The organism is Bradyrhizobium sp. USDA 4472, from assembly GCF_054058595.1.
The window spans coordinates 5,621,419-5,642,628 of sequence record NZ_JBSSAM010000001.1 but is presented as its reverse complement, the minus strand read 5'-3'; the positions used below and the strand labels follow the sequence as shown (position 1 = coordinate 5,642,628).

The window sequence follows — 21,210 nt, the reverse complement described above, 5'->3', positions numbered from 1 at the left end:
TTGCGTCGCCGCCGGATCAGGGGCGCTTTCAAGCACAGGGGACGGCTAAATTGCAAGGACGGATTGCAAGGGTGAAGCGCGCTGGCTTCGCTTGTTTGTACGGCAGCTTCTGGGCCACTCTCCAATCCCGATAATCAAGAACAACAGGGAGTGCCCATGACTGCCACAGCCACCCAAGCCGCGACCGCCCCGAAAACCCCACCGATTCCCGAAGCTAAGCCCGAGACGCTGGGCCTGTCCCGCTCCCGCCTGCTGGCGATGTCGGGCGCGTTCAAGCGCGAGATCGACAAGGGAACCGTCCCCGGCGTGACTGTGCTGGTGGCCCGCCATGGCCAGGTCGGCTGGTTCGAGGCGCTCGGCAAGCAGAGCCCGGCGGGCCCGGCGATGGCGCTTGATTCGATCTTTCGGCTCTTCTCGATGACCAAGCCGATCGTTTCGGTCGGCATCATGGCGCTGGTCGAGGACGGCCACCTCCTCCTCGGCGATCCCGTCGCCAAATTCATTCCGGAGTTCGCCGACCAGAAAGTTGGCATCGTCAGCGCCGACAAGCTGGAACTGGTTCCGCCAAAGCGGCCGATGACGGTGCAAGACCTGCTCCGCCACACCTCCGGCCTCACCTACGAGCACCAGGGCGACGGCCCCGTGCACAAGCTCTATCAGGAGTCCCGCGTCCGCAGCCGCAAGATCAGCAATGCCGAGCACGCCGCGCTGGTGGCGAGCTTCCCCCTCGTCTGCCACCCCGGCGATGAATTCAACTACAGCCGCTCCACCGACATCCTCGGCCGCATCATCGAAATCGTCAGCGGCAAATCGCTCGGCACCTTCCTGACTGAACGCATCCTCGCGCCCTTGCAGATGACCGAGACCGGCTTCTCCACCTGCGCGGCCAATGCACACAGGCTCGCCCAGCCGTTCGAAACCGATCCCTGGACCGGCGACAAGGTCGCGCTGTTCAACATGCTCGAACGGCCGGTCATGGAATCAGGCGGCGGCGGCCTGGTCTCGACCACGATGGACTACGCCCGCTTCGCTCTGATGCTGCGCAACGGCGGCACGCTCGACGGCGCGAGGATCATCGGGCGCAAGACGCTCGAGCTGATGGCGTCCGATCACCTCGGACCCGATGTCGTCGCCAACGGCACGCTGCTCTCGCCCGGCCATGGTTTCGGCCTCGGTTTCGCCGTCCGCCGCGACGCAGGCATCGCGCCCTTTCCGGGCAGCGTCGGCACGTTTTTCTGGAGCGGCATCGCCGGCACGTTCTTCTGGATCGATCCCAAGGAGGACCTGTTCACGGTGTTCATGAGTCAGGGTCCGGGCCAGCGCGATTTTACGCGGACCCTGGTCAGGGATCTGGTTTACGCGGCGGTGGATTGAGGCGACGCTCTCGTGCCCCGGACGCGAGAGGGCCCTAGCTGATCGTCGCGCCGCCGTCGATCACCATGGTCTGGCCGGTCATGAAGTCGCCGGCCTTTGAGCCCAGGAAGACGGCGGCGCCAGCGATCTCGTCGGGGATGCCGATGCGCAGCAGCGGCGAGCGCGAGGTCGAGGCCTTCAAATTCTCCGGATTGTCCCACAGCGCTTTCGCGAAATCGGTCTTGATCAGGCCGGGGGCTATGCAGTTCACGCGGATATTGTGCTTGCCGTATTCGCAGGCAAGGTTGCGCGCGAGCTGCATGTCGGCGGCTTTCGAGATCGCGTAGGCGCCGAGGATGGTCGAGCCTTTCAGGCCTCCGATCGAGGAGACGATGATCACAGAGCCGTCCTTGCGCTCGATCATCTGCGGCACCACCATCGAGATCAGCCAATTGTTGGCGACGATATTGTTGTCCAGAATCTTCCTGAACTGATCGTCGGAAATGCCGGCGAGCGGACCGTAATAGGGGTTCGACGCGGCGTTGCAGACCAGCACGTCGATCTTGCCGAAGGCGCGGTTGCTCTCGTCGACGAGGTTCTGCAGATTTTCCTTGGAGGAGATGTTGGCGGCGATCGCGACCGCGGTGCCCTTGCCGAACTTCTCGTTGATGCCCTCGGCGACTTCTTCGCAGACGTCAGCCTTGCGCGAGGAGATCACGACCTTGGCTCCGTGCTCGGCCATGCGCTCGGCGATCGCAAGCCCGATGCCGCGCGTCGAGCCGGTGATGACGGCAACTTTGCCCTTCATGTCGAACAAGGTCATGTTTCTCTCCCAGAGTACGATTTCGATTTGGCTTAAAATTCTACGCCGCGTCCGCGCACGGACAGCGACGTCACGCGAGCTTCTTGACTTCCGGTCCCGCCGGCTGATGCATCTCGGCATGTGCATCGTCGGCGATCCACGGCTGCTGGTTCACCATGGGCAGCCGCCAGACGCTGCGCTCGGGGCTTGCGAAATAATCGAGCCGCGTGATCGAGACGTTGTCGATGTCGAACGACAGCGCCCGTTCGACCTGGCCGTCGAGTGCGAGGCCGATCGCGGCCTTGATGGTGCCGCCATGCGCGACCGCGATCACATCCTGCCCGGCCGCCTCATTGTTGATCCGTTCGACCGTTCGGCGCGTCCTGACATAAAGATCCATGAAACTTTCGCCGCCGGGCGCGGGCTCGTTGATGTCGGCGAACCAGTTCGAGCCGACGGGACGGCTGGCGATGAACGCGGCACGGTTCATGCCCTGCCATCTTCCGAGATTCTGTTCGGCCAGGTCAGCCTCCCACTTCATCGATTCAGGCTTCGGGTAGCCCGCCGCCCAGATCGCTTCGGCTGTTTGATGCGTGCGCATCAGATTGCTCGAATACCAGACCGCCTGGCGCGGCAGCACCTTGGCAACGGCATTGAACACATAGGTGTCGCTGGTGTCGCAGGGGAGATCGCTCTGCCCGTAGATGTTGCCGCCGTCATTGCGCACCGGTGCGTGGCGAACCCACCACCACCGTGTCGTGACTACATCAGGCTTGTCCGCGGTTGCCATTGAAGCTCTTCCATCCCGTGTGATGTCGCTGTACGTGAGTAGCGAACGTGTCTCAAGACACTTTACCGTTTGAAATTCTGTTTGAAATTCCGTCGCGCGGCAAGCGTCGCGCAAGTACCAAAGGAGGAACGCATGGGCCGTCTGCAAGGCAAATCCGTCATCATCACCGGCGCCGGCAGCGGCATCGGTCGCGCAGCTGCGCTGCTGTTCACCAGGGAAGGCGCCAAGCTGATCGCGGTCGATCGCACCGACGCAGTGAAGGAGACCGTCGACGAGGTGAAGAAGGCCGGCGGTGTTGCCGAGGCCATGATCGCCGATGCCGGCTCCGAGAAGGACGTCATCGCCGTGATCGACAAGGCCGTGAACACGCACGGCCGGCTCGACGTGATCTGGGCCAATGCCGGTATTTCCGGCGGACTCGTTCCACTCGGCGAGCAGACCGTGGAACATTGGCAGGAGGTGCTGCGCGTCAATCTGATCGGACCGTTCCTTGCGGTGAAGCATGCGATGCCGCACATGGTGAAGCAGCAATCCGGCGCGATCGTGCTGACCGCATCGGTTGCGGGACTCAAGGCCGGCGCCAGCGGGCATCCCTATGCCGCGAGCAAAGCCGGCGTAATCAGCCTGGTGCAGACCACCGCTTATTCGCTCACCGGCACAGGCGTGCGCATCAATGCAGTGTGCCCCGGCTTGATCGAGACGGGCATGACCAAGCCGATCTTCGACCGCGCCAAGGAGCGCGGCACCCAGGACAAGATCGGCCAGCTCAATCCGCTCAAGCGCCCCGGCCAGCCGCACGAACTTGCCGCGATGGGATTGTTCCTGGCGAGCGACGAAGCGTCCTATGTGAACGGCCAGGCCTTCCCGGTGGATGGCGGGCTGACGGCCTCGATGCCGTATACGGGGAAGCCGGTTTAGCGTCGGTCTCGTGTCCCGGACGCGCTGCAACGCGCGAGCGTTGCTGCGCTGCGTCCGAGGCGCGAGAGCGAAGTTTCGGCGCACAACTTTCTCCACATCGCGCTCGCAACGACGGAGTATGCGGCAACGACTTCGCTCCTTCGATTCGCATCTTCATTGCAGACACAGCTTCGCATCCTCGCGGCACGTCGCCCGAGCTTTGCTTTGTCGCCTACCCTCAGATGAAAGAGGGCGCAGGGAAGACCGGGTGCCGACCTCGCACCCGCGGTCCACTGTGCGATGGGTTGCGCTACAAGAGGCTGCACAGCGGCATACAGGTGAAGCCCAAACATCCGGCCTTCCCTGCGCAGTGGTTTGACGGCTTATGTCGTGATCTCCCCGGGGAGCGATGCACTATTGCCCCCGTCGGCTCGCGGATGACTGACACGAGGGCCCGGTTGGGCCACACGCGTCACCACGAGCCTTGACGCACAGACTCCGGGCGCCAGGACCACACGATTTTGCCGTACGCGGATCACACCGGTCGTTTGCGCGACGCTTTGCTCACGGTTGCCCGCCCTGCAGAACCCTTCGCGCCGATGCGGCCCACGCCCACCGCCGTCCGGCCCGCGTCGTGACGATCGCGATACGCCCCTCTTCCATGGGCCGGGTTGCCGCGACACATACGCCATTTCCGAATTTCGGTAAAGTGGAATATTTTCGGATGCACAGCTTGTCCCACGGCTGGGGTGTTTTGCCCGACAGGCAACGCAAGCTGTTGTTGTGGGCTCCGAGGCCCTTCTAGCCTGTGTTGATTTGCCCGACTGGCCGTCACATTGGTATGGTTCATGCAGTAATCTCAGCCCGTTCAGCTCCGACAAGAAATGACCATGCCCAATCCGATCTTCCCGAGTTCGCGCGCCGACCGCATCCGCAACATGCTCGCCGAGCTTGTTGCCTTCGACACGGTCAGCGATCGCACCAATCTGCCCCTGATCGCGCATATCGAGAGCTATCTCGCCTTCCTCGGCGTCAAGGGCGAGCGCATCACCGACGAGACCGGCCAGAAGGCTTCGCTCTGGGTCACGATCGGGCCGGAGGACAAGCCCGGCCTCGTGCTGTCGGGCCATACCGACGTCGTGCCTGTCGTCGGCCAGGACTGGAGCCATGATCCGTTCAAGCTCGCCGAACGCGACGGCAGGCTCTACGGCCGCGGCACCACCGACATGAAGGGTTTTGTCGCGGTGTGCCTCGCCATGGTGCCGGAGATGCTGGACGCGAAGCTGACGACGCCGATCCATCTGGCGATCTCCTATGACGAGGAGATCGGCTGCGTCGGCGTGCGGCCGATGCTGGCCGTGGTCGCGAAGAAGAAAGTGAGACCGCTCGGCGCCTTCATCGGCGAGCCGACCGAGATGAAGGTCATCATTGGCCACAAAGGCAAGCACGGCGTGCGAGCGACCTTCCACGGCCTCGCCCGCCACTCCTCGATCGCACCCGATGGCGTCAATGCCATCGAATATGCCGCCGAGCTGATCACCGAGATCCGCCGCCGTGCGGTGAAGCTCGCAAGCGAGGCCGAGCGCAACAGCCTCTACGACGTGCCGCATTCGACGCTGCTGACCAGCATCGTGCATGGCGGCGCGGCGCTGAACATCGTGCCGGATACCTGCACCGTGGACTTCGAATGCCGCGGCATCGGGATCACCGAGTCCAGGGAAGTGACGGACGCGATCATCGCCTGGGCCAAGGCCGAACTCGAGCCTGCGATGAAGGCGAAGAGCCCTGAATGCGGCATCGCGTTCGAGGAGATCCTCGACTACCCCGCCCTCGACACCAAGGCCGACGCCGCCATCGTCACGCTGGCAAAGCAGCTAGCCGGCCGCAACGACCACGCCAAGGTCGCGTTCGGCACCGAAGCCTGCCTGTTCGCCAGCATGGCCGACATCCCCTCGGTGGTGATCGGTCCCGGCTCGATCGCGCAAGCGCATACGCCTGACGAGTTCGTGGAGATGGCCGAGCTTGAGAAGTGCGCCGAGTTCGTGGAGAAGCTGATCGCGCATTGCGCGAAGGCGACGTCGTAGGGGCCGGCGCCTCATCGCTCCTGCAAGGCCAACCGCACGCCGACGGCGCAGTAGATTGTCCCGACCACCTTGCCCTGCCACTTCACCACGGCGGGATGGCGGCGCAGCAGATTGCCAAGTCGGCCGGCACCGACTGCGAACACGATCGTACTGACGAGGCCGATCAGCACGAAGACAGCCCCGAGCGTGGCGAGCTGAAGTGCCATCGAGCCGTGCTCCGGTCGGACAAACTGCGGCAGGAAGGCGAGGAAGAACAGCGCTGTTTTCGGATTGAGCACCTCGGTCAGCACAGCCTGGCGGAAGGCGCGGCCCGCGCTGATCGGAGGCGCACTGTGCAACTCGATCGGCGCCTTCTCGAGCATGGCGCGAATGCCGAGATAGATCAGGAACGCTGCGCCCGCATATTTGACGATGCTGAACAGCAGTGCCGAGGTTGCGACGATCGCCGACAGGCCCACGATGGCCATCGCGGTGTGGATCAAATCGCCTGCGGCAATCCCCGCCCCTGTCGCGATGCCGGCCCTCGTTCCGGAACTGGCCGCGCGCGCCATGGTCAGCAATGTCGCTGGACCGGGAATGAAGACGAACCCGAGCACGATGAGGATATAGGTGATGAGAGTCGTGTGATCGATCATCCGTCATCTCGCGTGGCTTGGGTGCACAAGAATACAATGATCCGCTCGGTTGCGAAAGGCGCCGCCTCCTCGTCATCGCGAGGAGCTCGCGACAAAATTGCGCAGCAATTTTGCGCAGATGCAACGAAGCAATCCAGACTGCCTCCGCGCAAAGATTCTGGATTGCTTCGCTGCGCTCGCAATGTCGGAGCGCGCGGGCATGGCGAGGCAGCAAAACAAAAAAAGCGCGGCGATCAATCAGCCGCGCCTTCGTTATTCCTACACCGCGCCCGCCTTCTGCGCATACTCCCACGACGCCTTTGACAGCGGCACGGTGCGCTTGGCGGATTCCAGTGCCTTGGCATTGGCGGCGGTGCCGTCGCGGACACGACCGGCGATTCCCTGCGTGATGCCGGCGAGGCGGAACAGATTGTAGGCGAAGTACCAGTTGAGATCGGGCACCGTCATCTTGGTGACGTTGCAATAGATCCGCGCGGCTTCCTCCACGCTCGGGATGTTGAGCGCCTTGAGGTCGGCGCCGTCGAGCCCCGGCATGATCCACTGCATCAACAGGTAGGTGAAATCGGCCATGGGATCACCGAGCGTCGACAGCTCCCAGTCGAGCACCGCCTGCACGCGCGGTTCCGTTGCATGGAAAATCATGTTGTCGAGGCGATAGTCGCCGTGGACGATCGAGACGCGCGCCTGTTCCGGCACGGTCTTGGGCAGCCATTCGGCGACCTTCTCGAACTCCGGAATGTGCTGGGTTTCGGATGCGCGATACTGCTTGGTCCAGCGGTCGATCTGGCGCGCGAAATAGTTGCCCGGCTTGCCGAAATCGCCTAGGCCGATCGCGCCAGGATCGTACATGTGGAGCTGTGCCAGCGTCTCGATCTTGCTGGTGAAGATTTTTCGCCGCGCGTCGTTGTCCTGGCTCGGCAGCGTCGGATCCCAGAACACGCGGCCGTCCTCCATCGACATGATGTAGAAGGCCGCGCCGATGATGCTGTCGTCCTGGCACAGCGCGTAGGCGTGCGCGACCGGAAAGCCCTGCTTTCCAAGGGCTGCGATGACGCGATATTCGCGATCGACCGCATGCGCCGAGGGCAGCAATTTGCCGAACGGCTTGCGGCGCATCACGTAGGAGCGCGTCGGCGTGTTCAGGCGATAGGTCGGATTGGACTGGCCGCCCTTGAACTGGAGCACGACCAGCGGGCCTGCAAAACCTTCGACGTTGTCGCGCATCCAGGCCTCGAGCCTGAGCTCGTCGAAGCGATGACGCTCCTCGACCGGCTTGGTGCCCGAGAACTCTTCGTCTTTCCTGACGCCATCAGCCACGGTGACGCTCCCTCTTCAGTCCGGATATGATCCTAATCGGTAACCGCTGACGCACTTGCGTCAAGCGGTCACCGAATGCGGGTCATGCTCTTGCCGTTTCTTCAGAGCGGGCGCTTCGTCCCGCTCTCTCGCTTAATGCTTGGGAAAATTGGCATACTTCCGAACCTCCAACCTTGCAATGGCGCGATTGTGCACCTCGTCCGGGCCGTCGGCGAGCCGCAGCGTACGGATGTGGGCGTAGTCCTTGGCGAGGCCAGCATCGTCAGAGACGCCCGCGCCACCGAACGCCTGGATCGCCTCGTCGATGATCTTCAGCGCCATGTTCGGTGCTGCGACCTTGATCATCGCGATCTCGGCCTGCGCGGTCTTGTTGCCGACCTTGTCCATCATGTCGGCGGCCTTGAGGCAGAGCAGACGCGTCATCTCGATATTGGTGCGGGCTTCGCCGATGCGCTGCTCCCACACCGAATGCTCGACGATCCTCTTGCCGAAGGCGGTGCGCGAGGAAAGCCGCTTCACCATCTTCTCCAGCGCTTCCTCGGCCTTGCCGATGGTGCGCATGCAATGGTGAATGCGGCCCGGCCCGAGGCGGCCCTGCGCGATCTCGAAGCCGCGGCCCTCGCCGAGCAGGATGTTCTCCTTGGGCACGCGCACGTTCTCGAGCAGCACCTGGGCGTGGCCGTGCGGCGCGTCGTCAAAGCCGAACACAGGCAGCATCTTTTCGACCTTGATGCCTGGCGTGTCGAGCGGCACCAGGATCTGCGACTGCTGCTGATGCTTGGCGGCGTTGAAATCGGTCTTGCCCATCAGGATCGCGATCTTGCAGCGGGGGTCGCCGACGCCCGACGACCACCATTTGCGGCCGTTGATGACGTAGTGATCGCCGTCCTTCTCGATGCGGGTCTCGATGTTGGTGGCGTCGGAGGACGCGACCGCCGGTTCCGTCATCAGGAAGGCGGAGCGGATCTCGCCGTCCATCAACGGGCGCAGCCATTTGCGCTTCTGCTCCCTGGAGCCGTAGCGGATGAACACTTCCATGTTGCCGGTGTCGGGCGCGGAGCAGTTGAACACTTCGGAGGCCCAGGTGATACGCCCCATCTCTTCCGACAGCAGCGCGTATTCGAGATTGGTCAATCCCGCACCGCGGAATTCGTCATCCTCATGCTCGCTCGGCGGCATGAACATGTTCCAGAGGCCTTCGGCCTTCGCCTTCTTCTTGAGGTCTTCGAGAACAGGGATGACCTTCCAGCGGTCGCCGCTCTTGTCCTGCTGATCATAGATCGGCACCGCCGGACGCACGTGCTTGGCCATGAAGGATTGCACGCGCTCGAGCCATTCCTTTTGCCTGGGCGACATATCGAAGTCCATGGGACGCTCCTCGTTCTCTCTTTGCGATCTCGTTTGTGGCGGACTGTCCTGCCGCAATGTGCGGCCCGCAAGCGCGAATGCGCGTTCGCGAGCTTCCGGAACCGGTTCGGTCTCGATGCGAACGGTTGCGATTGCGGATTGACTTTCTCCGGCCTTCAAACGATAGTTTCATACAACTGTTTGAATTGCAACTCCCTCCCTGAGGGCAATCCATGGCCAGCGATCATACGAGGTCTGCCATTCTCGCCGCCGCCGAACGGCTCTACGCCGATCGCGGCTTCGGCGACGTCACGCTGCGCGACATCGTCGCGGAGGCAAACGTCAATCTGGCTGCGGTGAATTATCATTTCGGCTCGAAGGACGAACTGATCGCGGAATTGTTCGTCACGCGCTCGATCGCGACCAACCGCGAGCGCCTGCGCGAATTGAAGGCGGCCGAAGAAGCAGGCGGCGGACACGCGCCGATCGAGGTGATCTTGCGCGCGCTGGTGGGGCCGACGCTGCGCGGTTGCCTGGGCCCCGAGAACCAGCGCTCCACCGCGGCGCGCTTCATGATCCGCGCATCCATCGAATCCGTGCCGCCGATCCGCCGCATCAAAAACCGCGAGATTGATCACCTGCGCAAATTCGCTGGCGCCATGCGACGGGCCCTGCCCGATCGCAACGATGTCGATATCTATTGGGGCCTGAATTTCGCACTTGCCATGGCGCACCACACCATTCGCGAGAGCGAGCGCCTGACCAAGCTGTCGGACGGCCAATGCGATCTCGACGACGTCGAGGACGTGGTCGCGCGCGTCGTCAGCGTGGCGACGATGGCGCTGACGGCGGGACGGACGGAGTCCAAGGCGCCGTCGAAGGTGGCTGCGCGGTAGCGCTCACATCATCGCGATGCAGTCGATCTCGACGTCGAACGGGCCGAACCATTCCGGCGTGCAGATGAAAATCCGCGCCGGCGGATCGACCGGGAAGTAGCGGGCATAGACCGTGTTGAAGGCGGCGAAATGTTTCGTCGAGGTGCAGTAGACGTTGCACTTCATGACGTTGTCGAGCGAGGCGCCAGCCGTCTGAAGGCACAGCTTCATCTGCTCCATGACGATCTCGCTCTGCCGCTCGATCGGCATTTCCGCAAGCTCGCCCGTTGCCGGATCGAATGGCGGCAGGCCGGCGACGAAGATCATGTTGCCGGCGCGCGTGACGGGTGAGGTCGGCGCCTTCCAGCGATCCAGATAAGACGAGATCGGTTCGACGCGGAGCGCTTCGCGTTTCATGGGCGGCCACCTTCGGTACGAGCGAGACTGTCGCCTGACTACATCATCATGCAGCCGACATGCTTCGCTTCTGATCGAAGTGTGATCGCCGTGAGGAGAGCTAGCTGCGCTGCGGCATCTCCTCGGCCTCTTCCTTGGCGAGCAGCAGCAGCATCTCGATGCCCATGTCGCCTTCCTGCGGCGAGCGGATGAACTTGATCTCTTCGGCACTTTGCCGCAGCGCGGCAATGATCGCCACAGCCTGATTGGCCGTCGCCGCCTCGGTCGCCAGAATGGCCTTCTGGTCTTTCGCTTGGAACCCGATGGTGTAGGACATGATGCACTCCCTCCCGTACCCACCTCGAGGGATCGAATCAGAGTCGCGAGCAAAGCGAAAGCCTGTGTGAGTACGGACCGGAGTTATCTGGGGATTGCGCGCAAGCCCAGGTAAGGCCGCATAAGCGTCACACTGCCGCCGCTCTCGCTAGATGATCCCCTGCTTCTTCAACTCCTCGATCTTCCCCGCGTCATAGCCGAGCTGACCGCCAAGAACTTCCTGGGTGTGCTCGCCGAGCAGCGGCGGCGCGCGGTAGGTCCTGATCGGGGTCTCCGAGAACGTCAGCGCGTTGCGGATCAGCGACAGGTCGGGCGCGAAGGGATGGTCGACCTTCACCCGCATGCCGCGCGACTGCACGTGCGGATCGGCGAACACCTGCTCGAAATTGTTGATCGGGCCGGACGGGACGCCGGCCTCCTCGAGCTTGTCCAGCCAGTAGGCCACCGGCTTGGTCAGGAACAGGCCGGCGAAGATCGCCATGATCTCCTTGCCGTGCACGACGCGGTCGTTGTTCTTGATGAAGCGCTTGTCGTTGGCAAGCTCCGGCCGGCCGAGCACGGCGCAGGTGCGCTGGAACTGGCCGTCATTGCCGACCACCAGCATCAGCTCGCCGTCGGTGCAGCGGAACACGCCCGCGGGCATGCCGCCATTGCCCCAGGTGCCGCGACGGGGCGGCGTCTTACCGTTGACGAGGAATATCTGCAGCCAGTGCGACAGCGAGGCAATGACGGTGTCGAACAGGCACACGTCGATGTGCTGTCCCTGCCCGCCATTGACGTCGCGATGGTACAACGCCGCGAGCAGCCCGATCGAGGTGTTCATGCCGGTCATGTAGTCGACGATCGACGGGCCGACCTTCATCGGCCCTTCGCCGGGTTCGCCGTCGATATGACCCGTGACGCTCATCAGGCCGCCCATCGCCTGGAGGATCGCGTCGTAGCCGGCACGCGGCGCGTAGGGGCCGGTCTGGCCGAAGCCCGTCACCGAGCAATAGATGATCTTGGGATTGATCGCCTTGATCGTCTCGTAGTCGAGGCCGTAGCGCTTGAGATCGCCGACCTTGTAGTTCTCCATGAAGACGTCGGCGTCCTTGGCCAGTTCGCGGATGATCGCCTGCCCCTCTGGCTTGGCGATGTTGACGGTGACCGACTTCTTGTTGCGGTTGGCGCAGAGATAGAACGAATTGTTGTTGTTTGCCTTGCCCTCGGGGTCGGTCAGGTATGGCGGGCCGAAGGCGCGCGCATCGTCGCCGGTGCCGGGCCGCTCGATCTTGATCACGTCCGCGCCGAGATCGCCCAGCATCTGGGCCGACAAGGGCCCGGCGAGCACACGCGTGAGATCAAGGATCTTGATGCCTGAGAGCGGCAGGGCCGACATGTCTTTCCTCCGGGGAACTGGATATTGGCACGGCGGCGAGATCGCGGGCCGCGCTCCCTGCGGATACACCATTTTGCGGCGCCGAGCCCTGCGTGCCGGACATACGGCCATCCCCCGCCTCGCAGCGGAGGTCGCCCACGATGCCAATTCCGCGTTGCGAATATTACCAGATGACCTCACGTCGCGGCGGCCACAGCCAATTGCGGACGCCTCCGTCCAAGCAAAACCAGGATCAGCACCGTCGCGCAGGATATGACCAGCGTCAGGCCAAGCGCGCCGCGGCTGCCGAACTGAGTAAGCAAGCCTGCCAGAAGCGGGGGCGAGATTGCGGAGGCCAGATTGAGCGGCAATGCGATCATCGACATCGCCTTGGCGAATTCGGCCTGGTCGTAGAAGACGAGCGGAATCGTCGCCCGCGCCACGGCCATCGCGCCGCTGCCGGCGCCATAGAGCAAGATGAAGGTCGCAACCGCCCAGGTCGCGCCCTCGCTCAGCATCAAGATCACCATCGCAACGGGAAGCGCGGTGCCAGCGACCAGGCCAGTGGTGATGCCGTCCCATCGCCCGCCGCCGAGGAAGTCGAGGCCGCGCGCGCTGACCTGGATCACGCCCAGCATCGATCCGAATGCGAGCGCCTGCGCCGGCGCAAGGCCCTCCGCCCTCAGCAACTCGAGCAAAATGGCACCGATGCCGAAATTGACGAAGGCGTTCATCGTGATCACGCCGACAACGAGACCGAAGGTACTTTTCGGAATCACAGGCGGCGGCGCAGCCTCGGCGGCGTCGCCACGATCGTCAGTCACAATTTTCCGGCGCGGCGCGACAAACGCATAAAGCGGAAGGTTGATGGCGAGCATCATCGCGGCATAGACCAGACAAGTGCCGCGCCAGCCGAGCCAATCGCTGAGAAACGACGTGGTCGGCCAGAAGATGCTGCTGGAGAGACCCGTCACCAACATCAGGCCGCCGATGGCATTCTTGGCGCCGCGTCCGGCGACCTCGTTCAGCATGATGTAGGCGCCGGTCGACAGCGTGGCGCTGCCGCCCATACCGAGAATGACCCAGCCGGCGAAATAGAGCAGCGGCTCACGCGCGAAAGACAGAACGACGTAGCCCGGCACGGAGACGACGGTGCCCACCATCATCACCTCGCGTGCACCGTGCTGCGCAAAAGCCTTGGCGAGCCAGGGGGCGCACAGACCCATCGTGACATAAAGGACCGAGCTGCCCGCAAACACGGCCGACAGGCTCATGCCGAGATCGGCTCCGAGATCGCGACCGATCACGGCCGGAAGGCCGATCGTTCCCCATCCGATGAGCTGGGTGATTGCAAGCACCAGCAGGACCCCGATCAGCCTGCTGTCGGATTTCAAGAACCGCATTCCAGTCGTCGCCTGCCCGGCAGGCGTCGATTACGCCTGTGAGCCCTGTCTTACCCGGAGAGTCCGCTCACGGGAACGCCGGCCGCCGAATGGCAGAAGGCAGCCGGGAGCATGTCAGGCAGACGTCAGGCCCGGGATGATCGTCCCTACCCCGCGATCCCGAGCAGGGATCGCGCTTCGGCCGCAGTCGCGACGCGCCGGCCGTGGCGCCTGACAGCTTCACAGGCGATGCTCACGAGTTCCGCATTGCTGCGGGCCAGGCGCGTCTTGTCGACCCTGATGTTGTCCTCGAGCCCGGTGCGAACCGCGTCGGCGCCGCGCGCCAGGGCCCAGTCCATCACCTCGGCCTGATGGCGTCCGATCCCGGCCGCCGTCCAGGTCGCTTGCGGGATCAGGCGTCTCAGCTCTCCCAGCAGGATGTCGAGCACATGCTCGTCGGCCGGCATCGCGTTCTTGACGCCCATGACGAATTGTACGTGCGGGCGCGCGTCCATCAACCCCGCTTCGATCAGCCGACGGGCGCCGTGAAGATGCGACAGATCGAAGATCTCGATCTCAGGACGGACGCCATTCGCCTTCATGCCGGTGGCGAGAGTCTCGACCAGGGCGGCGCTGTTCTCATAGACGATGGTCGGGAAGTTCACCGAGCCCGTGGAGAGCGAGGCCATGTCGGGCTTGAGATAGAGCGAGGATCCGCGCGCCGAAGGATCGCGGCCGCGCCCTCCGGTCGAGAACTGCACGATCATCCCGGGACAATGCTTCCTGACGTCCTCCTGCACCAGGGCAAAGCGCTCGGGGTCTGAGGACGGCGTTTCGTCGTCGTTGCGAACGTGGATGTGCGCAAGCGTGGCACCGGCCTCGAAGGCCTGGTGCGTCGACTCGATCTGCTCTGCCGGCAAGATCGGCACCGCGGGATTGTCCTTCTTGCGCGGAACGGAGCCGGTGATTGCGACCGCAACAACAGCGGGATTCATCCTGCTAACCTCATCATCATCGCGCTCGCGCGCACAAAGCTTCAATCGACGGTGAGTCCATACCACGAAGCCTCGCCGCTGCGAACATCATCCGTCGCAGCGGCGTTGACTTCAACCGTCAGGTCCGAACGGCGGCAGCACTGTCCTGCGTGTCTTCGCGCCGACGATCGTAGTCGGCCCGCGCCATCGGGACGGCTTTGGGATTACCGAGATCGTCGATGCTAATGCGATAGGTCTCCCGGGCCGTGAGGGCCGCCAGCGCCGCGATGACGGTGATGCCGAAAGCGATCGCCCCCACCGTCAAGGGAATGTTGGCCGAGCCGGGAGGGGCCACGCTCGCAAACAGCGCCGGAAGCAACGCAGTAATGGTCGTTCCGATGTTCTGCGAGATCGCCATCGCCGACACGCGGGTGCGCGTCGGAAACAGCTCCGGATAGAAGCTCGGAAAGATCGCGTTGTAGCCCTGATAGACGACGCCCCACATCAACAGCGAGATCACGATCGCGAGAGGCACGTTCTTGATGCTGATGGCGTAGAGATAGAAGAAGGCGAGCACGCCCGAAAGCAGCGCACCCACGATGATCGGAGGCTTGCGACCGACCTTGTCGGAGAGATTGCCGACGAAGGGAATGACGAACACGGCGACCATGTTGCCGAGCACGGGGATCCACAGATAGACGTCCTTGGCAAAGCCGACGCCGTAGGCCGGCTGGACCGCGTAGGCCGCGCCAAAGATGGTCGCAACGACAGGAATGACGTTCATCAGCGCCATGCAGATGACGCGGAGCATGTCGGGCCAGCTCAGCTTGATTGCCTGGACAATCGGCGCCTGCGGCTTTTCTCCCCGTTCGCCCTCGCGGTCAAAAGCGGGGGTTTCGTCGACTTCGCGGCGAATGATGTAGCCTGCGACGATGACGAAGAAGCTGAGCAGGAACGGAATCCGCCACCCCCAGCTGTTGAAGGCCTCCGTCGGCATATAGGCCGCCAGCGGCAGGAAGACCGCAGCTGCCAGAATCTGTCCGGCCTGCACGCCCTGAAGGGCGAAGCTTGCGTAGAAGCCGCGCCGACCGAACGGTGCGTGCTCCAGGATCATCGAGCTTGCGCCGGAGATTTCGCCGGCCACGGCAAAGCCCTGCACCAGGCGCAGAAGGACCAGCAGAATCGGCGCCAGGATGCCGACCTGCTGATAGGTTGGCAGGATGCCGACCGCCATGGTCGAGATGCCCATCAAGAACATGCAGACGAGCAGAACCGTCTTGCGGCCGTGGGTGTCGCCCCAATGACCGAGCACGAAGGCCCCGATCGGCCGCGCAACATAGCCGACGCCATAGGTCGCAAGCGATGCGACGATCGCAACCGTTGGATTGTCGGACGGGAAGAAGATCTGCGGGAAGACCAGCGATGCCGCAGTCGCGTAGATGAAGAAGTCATAATATTCGAGAGCCGACCCGATCCAGCCGCTTGCAGCAGCCTTCCCGGACTGGCTCATGTGTTGGATCGCGCGCGTCGTAGCCATAGCAAAGTTCCTCCCGATCTGTTCGTTTGTTGTCGTCCCGTCAGCGGGCTTCGTTGGACAATTGGGCAGCAATCCCCGGGCGCTCCTGCGGTGTCCGCGAACGCTGGCATTGCCGGTCGGTGTCTTGAGTGAGTACTACAATAGGCATTCGCCGGCCTAACACAATTACCCAGTTATGCGATAAACCTAACATGATGTTATGGGGCAAGCTCCACCGCGCATGCTGCTGACCGACGCCGCGGAATTCATTCCGGCGGATTGAACGTCCGGACGAAATACACGGGATCCCGGCCCTTCCTGAGACGATAGAGCTGCGCCGGGCGGTTCGGGCCACGCCGCATGTTGGCCGCCGGCTCGATCATGTCGGCCGACAGGATCCGGGTCCGGAAGGCGCTCTTCTCCAGCGGACGATCGAGTACGATCTCGTAGACACGCTGCAAATCCGGCAGCGTGAATTCCGCCGGCATAAGGTAAGCGGGCAGCGAGGTATACTCCACCTTGTTGCGCAGCCGCTGGATTGCGCTGGCCAGGATGTCGCCATGGTCGAAAGCGAGCTTCTCCTTGAACCCGCCGCCGATCGGACACCATCGCGCATCCGACGTGAGCACGCTCGCGTATGCCGGGATCAGCGCGAAATAAGCGTGCGTCGCCGACCAGCCGCGCGGATCGCGCGTCGCACTTCCCCAGCTGCCGAGCTGCTCAAGGTAAGGGCTGCTGACGCCGCTCTTCTCCTTCAGCTTGCGCGCCGCACATTCCGCAAGATCGCGGTCCTTCGCGACATCGACGAAGCCGCCCGGCAGCGCCAGGCTCAGCGGAAACGGTTCATCCTCTCCGGCCGGGCGCTGCACCAGCAACACCTGCAGCCTGTCGTCGAGAATCGCAAAAATCACGACGTCGACCGTGGTCAGCGGCCTCGGGAAGTCCAGATGTCCCGGCTTTCCAAGCCCTTGTCCAGACCCCTGGGTCCGATCCTTGCCCCGCATTGGTAACCTCCCTGTTCGGCCTTGACAGTAGCATACTTAGTTGTACAGTCCAACTTAGTTAGTTGCTCAGACCAACTTATCTGGTTCCTGGAGACAGCCATGTTCGGCATCCGATTCATCAAGGCCCAGCCCACCACCTATTTGATGAAGTACCGCGCCGGCGCGGTCGTGGCCGAGGGTACCGGGCTCTCGGCGCTCTACTACGCGCCGGTGACCACGCTCGTCGCTGTGCCGGTCGGCAGCCGCGACGCCTCCTTCATCTTGCAGCAGATCGCGCGCGACTTTCAGACGCTCACCGTCCAAGGCCACGTCACCTATCGCGTCCGCGAGCCGAAGAAGGCGGCCTCGATGCTCAATTTCACCCTGAAGTCCGACGGCAAGACTTACGAGACCGACGATCCCGAGAAGCTGCCGGAGCGCATTCTCGGCACGGTCGAGGTGCTCGCGCAGCAGGCGATCAAGGAGCTGACGCTGAAGGATGCGCTGCAGGCCTCCGACCGCATCGCCGACATCGTCGCAGGTGGCTTGCGGGCGCGCGCCGACATCGAAGCCCTCGGCATCGAAATCCTCGGCGTGTCGATCCGCGCCGTCAAGCCGACGCCCGATACCGCCAAGGCGCTGGAAGCACAGGCGCGCGAAGCGATTTTGAAGAATGCGGACGAGGCGATCTTCGCGCGGCGCAATTTCGCCGTCGAGCAGGAGCGCGCCATTCGCGAGAGCGAGCTCGACACCGAGATCGCCGTCGAGCAGAAGAAGCGCTCGATCCGCGAAACTCAGATGGATGCCGAGGCGAGCGTCGCCGCCAAGCGCAACGAGCTGCGTCAGGCCGGCATGGCCGCGGACATTGTGCTGGAAGGCAAGCGCAAGGACTTCGTCGGCCTCAACGCCGAGAACACCCGCACGCTGGCCGATGCCGAGGCCTATCGGGTCGGCGCGCTGATGAAAATCTTCGAGGGCGTCGACACCCGCGTGATCCAGGCGCTCGCAGCCGCGGGCATGCAGCCGGGCCAGCTGATCGCGCAGGCATTCTCCGGCATCGCCGAAAAGGCCGAGAAGATCGGCCAGCTCAACGTCTCGCCCGATCTGCTCAGCCAGCTGCTGGAGAAGCCGAAGCCGACGGAGGCCGCCAATGCCCGCCGCCAATGATCGCAAGATCGTGCTGGTGACGCGCAAGACCAGGCTGGAAGACCTGGTCGCGCGTTACCTGACGGCGGCCCAGGCCCGCTTCCATGTCGAGCATCTCGGCGCCGACTTCTCCGACTATGAGCACGAGCACGAGGTCTATCAGGCGCAGAAGCATGCGACGCTGCAGGCGCTGGAGCAATGGGGGCGGTATCAGGTGATCGAGCGCGGCTTCCTGGCCAGCTTCATCTTCGCGCCCGATGACATCGTCGTCGCGCTGGGCCAGGATGGCGTGGTCGCCAACACGATGAAATATCTCGACGACCATCCGCTTGTCGGCCTCAATCCGGACCCCGCGCGCTACGACGGCATCCTGCTTCCTTTCGCACCGCGCGACCTCGCAAAGCTGCTGCCGGAGGTCGCCGCTGACAAGCGCAGCAGCCAGGCCGTGACGATGGCGGAAGCGCGGCTCAGCGACGGCCAGGTGCTGCACGCCGTGAACGACCTCTTCATCGGCCCCCGCACGCATGTCTCGGCGACCTACGAGATTACCGCCGGCGGGACGACGGAGCGGCAATCCTCGAGCGGGCTGATCGTCTCGACCGGGCTCGGATCGACCGCATGGTTCAAGAGCATCGTCACCGGCTCGCTTGCGATCGCCGGCAGTTTTGGCCGGCCGCCGCCGCTGGGCGGCTACGATGCCTTGCCTTGGGACGCGCCCGAACTGCGCTTCGCCGTGCGCGAGCCCTTTCCGAGCCGCAACTCCCAGACCAATCTCGTCTGCGGCCGCCTCGCGTCCGAGGAGCAGCTGCGCATCCGCTCGCTGATGGCGGAGAATGGCGTCATCTTCAGCGACGGCGTCGAAGCCGACCGCCTCGATTTGAACGCCGGCGCCGAGGTCACGATCGGAATTGCCAGGCGGCGCGGCCGGCTGATCGTTTGACCGGGCTAGATTCCCAGCGCGTTCTCGCCTGCTTCGCGACCGGGCACGCTGACATGGACTTCGTGGCCCTCACGGAGCGCCAGGGACGCTGCGGCGACCGCCGACTCGAACGCGGCTTCCTTCGTGGCGTATCTGCTCCTAACGGTGCCGTCGTGCAGCACGCCCCATTCGTCCTGGACCGGTACGATCGCGTATTGGGCAAGACCCATTATCCCTCTCCTATCGCTGCCGCGGCTTGCCTATCGCTGCGTCACTTGCGGATGCGCCGCCGTCACCCGCCACACCGTATTGCCGCTGTCGTCGGCGACGAGCAGCGCGCCTGATTTATCGATCGCAACGCCGACGGGCCGGCCGCGCGCCTGATTGTCGGTGTTGAGGAAACCGGTGACGACGTCCTGCGCCGGCCCGCTCGGCTTGCCGTCTGTGAACGGCACGTAGACGACCTTGTAGCCATTCAGCACCTGCCGGTTCCAGCTGCCGTGCTCCCCGACGAAGGCGCCGCTGCGATAGGCGTCCGGCAGCTTGCTGCCGCTGGAGAAAGCAAGTCCGAGCGGCGCGACATGCGAGCTCAACGCATAGTCGGGCACGATGGCTTTTTCCACGAGGTCCGGCCGTTGCGGCTTGACGCGGGGATCGATGTGCTGGCCGTAATAGCTGTAGGGCCAGCCGTAGAAGGCCCCCTCCTTCACCGACGTCATGTAGTCAGGCACGAGATCGGGCCCGAGTTCGTCGCGCTCGTTCACCACCGCCCACAACGCGCCGGTCTGCGGCTCGAAGCTGAGACCGTTCGGATTGCGCAAGCCGCTGGCAAAAATCCGCCAGCGGCCGCTGGCGCGATCGACCTCGAGGATGTCGGCGCGATTGTGCTCGGCCTCCATGCCGTTCTCGGTGATGTTGCTGTTGGATCCGACGCCGACATAGAGCTTTGAACCGTCAGGGCTCGCGACGAGACTTTTGGTCCAGTGGTGGTCGATCGGACCGCCGGGCAGCGGCGTCAGCACCGTGCCCGGCTTGGTGATCTTGGTGTCGCCTTCGGCGTAAGGATATTTCATGATCGCGTCGGTATTGGCGACGTAGAGATCGTTGCCGACGAGCGCGACGCCGAACGGAGAATTGAGATGGTCGAGGAAGACGCTCTGCGTATCCGGCACGCCGTCGCCATTGGTATCGCGCAACAGCGTGATGCGATTGCTGGGTCCGGTATCGCCCCCGGAGGTCGCCCAGGACTCGACGTAACCCATCACGATCTCCTTGGGCCGCTTGATCGCGGCAGCCTTCGGCGCCTTGGATTCCACTACCAGCACGTCGCCATTGGGCAGCACGTAGAGCGAGCGCGGGTGCTGCAAGCCGGTCGCGAATGCCTTGGCCTGCAAGCCTTGCGCGACATCAGGCGTCTCGTCCTTCTTCCAGCCGACGATGCGGGCAATGTGCATCGGCGGCAGCAGATATTGCTGGATGTCAGGGAGGACAGGATTGGCGCCGATCTGCGCCTTGGGGTCGCCGCTGCCGTCCTTGCAGCCGGCGAGAAGAGCGAGGAGCGAGGCGCACAGCAGCGCGCGTGTGGGGAAAGACATCATCGCGCAACTCCCACGCCGTGGCGATACACCATGGCCCATCCGAGCCAGCCGGTCACAGGCAGGATCAGCACGGTGAGCACCGAAAGAACGAGCCCCCACGGCCACACCGAGGTCCAGGCATCACGCGTGTGTATCAGCAGATTGATGACGGCAAGGATCATGGCGACGACGTTGCCGATCAGATGCGGCCAGGCCTGCGCCTGCGCGCGCACCAGGCGGTTGCCGAGGAAATCGGTCAGGCCGGCAATCGCCGCCAGCACGCCGAAGATGACGCCGACGAGCAGAAGCCAGGCGGAGAAATCCGCCCACATCATTTCAGCTGAGACGAGATAGGTGATGTCAGTCAGCAGCGCGCCAACGAAGCACGCGATGGGGATCGGCACCAGCATCGGATGAATCGGATGGCCTGCGATTTGCGCCGTCGAGCGCGCGCGCACGATATCTTGCACCGAGGACCTCGTGTGGCATGTCGCCCCGCCCGAACGGCCAACTCGTGCTCGCGG

21 protein-coding genes are annotated in these 21,210 nt (G+C 63.7%); 6 read left to right on the top strand and 15 right to left on the bottom strand.

Annotation, left to right across the window (positions count from 1 at the left end; all coding sequences use genetic code 11):
• Positions 1-156: 156 nt before the first annotated feature.
• Positions 157-1,374: a serine hydrolase domain-containing protein gene (locus ACVWZ4_RS26375; RefSeq protein ID WP_456741508.1), complete on the top strand. Its 1,218-nt coding sequence runs from the start codon at positions 157-159 to the stop codon at positions 1,372-1,374.
• A gap of 34 nt (positions 1,375-1,408) precedes the next feature.
• Here the strand turns inward: ACVWZ4_RS26375 and ACVWZ4_RS26370 are convergent, their stop codons facing one another.
• Together ACVWZ4_RS26370 and ACVWZ4_RS26365 are read right to left on the bottom strand one after the other, a co-directional pair.
• Complete coding sequence (locus ACVWZ4_RS26370; protein ID WP_456735446.1) at positions 1,409-2,176, bottom strand: SDR family NAD(P)-dependent oxidoreductase; 768 nt, start codon at positions 2,174-2,176, stop codon at positions 1,409-1,411.
• 70 nt (positions 2,177-2,246) lie between these two features.
• Positions 2,247-2,945 (bottom strand): histidine phosphatase family protein, encoded by a 699-nt coding sequence (locus ACVWZ4_RS26365; protein WP_456704138.1) that lies wholly within the window; start codon positions 2,943-2,945, stop codon positions 2,247-2,249.
• A 132-nt stretch (positions 2,946-3,077) separates the two neighbouring features.
• On the opposite strand from ACVWZ4_RS26365, the gene ACVWZ4_RS26360 reads away from it, so the two are divergent.
• Positions 3,078-3,863: an SDR family NAD(P)-dependent oxidoreductase gene (locus ACVWZ4_RS26360; RefSeq protein WP_456735447.1), complete on the top strand. Its 786-nt coding sequence runs from the start codon at positions 3,078-3,080 to the stop codon at positions 3,861-3,863.
• An 869-nt stretch (positions 3,864-4,732) separates the two neighbouring features.
• Positions 4,733-5,926, top strand: coding sequence for an acetylornithine deacetylase (gene argE, locus ACVWZ4_RS26355; protein ID WP_456704140.1), 1,194 nt, complete (start codon positions 4,733-4,735; stop codon positions 5,924-5,926).
• Between the two features lie 11 nt (positions 5,927-5,937).
• On the opposite strand, the gene ACVWZ4_RS26350 is transcribed toward argE, so the two are convergent.
• From ACVWZ4_RS26350 to ACVWZ4_RS26340, 3 genes are all read right to left on the bottom strand, one after another.
• Positions 5,938-6,561 carry a LysE family translocator gene (locus tag ACVWZ4_RS26350; protein WP_456741507.1) on the bottom strand — a complete coding sequence of 208 codons (624 nt, stop codon included), beginning with the start codon at positions 6,559-6,561 and terminating at the stop codon, positions 5,938-5,940.
• Between the two features lie 258 nt (positions 6,562-6,819).
• A complete protein-coding gene (locus ACVWZ4_RS26345; RefSeq protein ID WP_456735449.1) occupies positions 6,820-7,878 on the bottom strand; it encodes a phosphotransferase family protein in 1,059 nt (352 codons plus the stop codon).
• A 132-nt stretch (positions 7,879-8,010) separates the two neighbouring features.
• Positions 8,011-9,246, bottom strand: a complete 1,236-nt coding sequence (locus ACVWZ4_RS26340; RefSeq protein ID WP_456790383.1) for an acyl-CoA dehydrogenase family protein — start codon at positions 9,244-9,246, stop codon at positions 8,011-8,013.
• A 212-nt stretch (positions 9,247-9,458) separates the two neighbouring features.
• Here ACVWZ4_RS26340 and ACVWZ4_RS26335 point away from each other — a divergent pair, with 212 nt between their 5' ends.
• Entirely contained in the window at positions 9,459-10,121 is a 663-nt protein-coding gene (locus ACVWZ4_RS26335) for a TetR/AcrR family transcriptional regulator (protein WP_456704144.1), read from the top strand.
• A gap of 3 nt (positions 10,122-10,124) precedes the next feature.
• Here the strand turns inward: ACVWZ4_RS26335 and ACVWZ4_RS26330 are convergent, their stop codons facing one another.
• The 7 genes from ACVWZ4_RS26330 to ACVWZ4_RS26300 all read right to left on the bottom strand — a co-directional run bounded on the left by ACVWZ4_RS26330 (position 10,125) and on the right by ACVWZ4_RS26300 (position 17,065).
• Positions 10,125-10,517: a RidA family protein gene (locus ACVWZ4_RS26330; RefSeq protein ID WP_456704145.1), complete on the bottom strand. Its 393-nt coding sequence runs from the start codon at positions 10,515-10,517 to the stop codon at positions 10,125-10,127.
• 100 nt (positions 10,518-10,617) lie between these two features.
• Entirely contained in the window at positions 10,618-10,833 is a 216-nt protein-coding gene (locus ACVWZ4_RS26325; RefSeq protein ID WP_456704146.1) for a hypothetical protein, read from the bottom strand.
• 147 nt (positions 10,834-10,980) lie between these two features.
• A complete protein-coding gene (locus ACVWZ4_RS26320) occupies positions 10,981-12,210 on the bottom strand; it encodes a CaiB/BaiF CoA transferase family protein (RefSeq protein ID WP_456735452.1) in 1,230 nt (409 codons plus the stop codon).
• A 176-nt stretch (positions 12,211-12,386) separates the two neighbouring features.
• The gene (locus ACVWZ4_RS26315) at positions 12,387-13,592 is read right to left on the bottom strand and encodes an MFS transporter (protein WP_456741506.1); all 1,206 of its coding nucleotides are present in this window, start codon (positions 13,590-13,592) and stop codon (positions 12,387-12,389) included.
• A gap of 146 nt (positions 13,593-13,738) precedes the next feature.
• Positions 13,739-14,566 (bottom strand): 3-keto-5-aminohexanoate cleavage protein, encoded by an 828-nt coding sequence (locus ACVWZ4_RS26310; RefSeq protein ID WP_456741505.1) that lies wholly within the window; start codon positions 14,564-14,566, stop codon positions 13,739-13,741.
• Positions 14,567-14,684: 118 nt separating this feature from the next.
• A complete protein-coding gene (locus ACVWZ4_RS26305; RefSeq protein ID WP_456704150.1) occupies positions 14,685-16,082 on the bottom strand; it encodes an MFS transporter in 1,398 nt (465 codons plus the stop codon).
• Positions 16,083-16,327: 245 nt separating this feature from the next.
• On the bottom strand, positions 16,328-17,065 hold the full coding sequence (locus ACVWZ4_RS26300) for an NUDIX hydrolase (protein ID WP_456741504.1): 738 nt from the start codon (positions 17,063-17,065) through the stop codon (positions 16,328-16,330).
• Between the two features lie 99 nt (positions 17,066-17,164).
• Here ACVWZ4_RS26300 and ACVWZ4_RS26295 point away from each other — a divergent pair, with 99 nt between their 5' ends.
• Both ACVWZ4_RS26295 and ACVWZ4_RS26290 read left to right on the top strand, forming a co-directional pair.
• Positions 17,165-18,211 (top strand): SPFH domain-containing protein, encoded by a 1,047-nt coding sequence (locus ACVWZ4_RS26295; protein ID WP_456741503.1) that lies wholly within the window; start codon positions 17,165-17,167, stop codon positions 18,209-18,211.
• Positions 18,195-19,130: a sugar kinase gene (locus tag ACVWZ4_RS26290; protein ID WP_456741502.1), complete on the top strand. Its 936-nt coding sequence runs from the start codon at positions 18,195-18,197 to the stop codon at positions 19,128-19,130. The genes ACVWZ4_RS26295 and ACVWZ4_RS26290 overlap by 17 nt, the downstream gene beginning before the upstream one ends.
• 5 nt (positions 19,131-19,135) lie before the next feature.
• Here the strand turns inward: ACVWZ4_RS26290 and ACVWZ4_RS26285 are convergent, their stop codons facing one another.
• From ACVWZ4_RS26285 to ACVWZ4_RS26275, 3 genes are read right to left on the bottom strand one after another with little or no spacing between them, the layout of a single operon-like run.
• Positions 19,136-19,339 (bottom strand): hypothetical protein, encoded by a 204-nt coding sequence (locus ACVWZ4_RS26285; protein WP_456704154.1) that lies wholly within the window; start codon positions 19,337-19,339, stop codon positions 19,136-19,138.
• Positions 19,340-19,369: 30 nt separating this feature from the next.
• A complete protein-coding gene (locus ACVWZ4_RS26280; RefSeq protein WP_456704155.1) occupies positions 19,370-20,707 on the bottom strand; it encodes a PQQ-dependent sugar dehydrogenase in 1,338 nt (445 codons plus the stop codon).
• Complete coding sequence (locus ACVWZ4_RS26275) at positions 20,704-21,156, bottom strand: DUF2231 domain-containing protein (RefSeq protein ID WP_456741501.1); 453 nt, start codon at positions 21,154-21,156, stop codon at positions 20,704-20,706. The genes ACVWZ4_RS26280 and ACVWZ4_RS26275 overlap by 4 nt, the downstream gene beginning before the upstream one ends.
• Between the last annotated feature and the right edge of the window lie 54 nt (positions 21,157-21,210).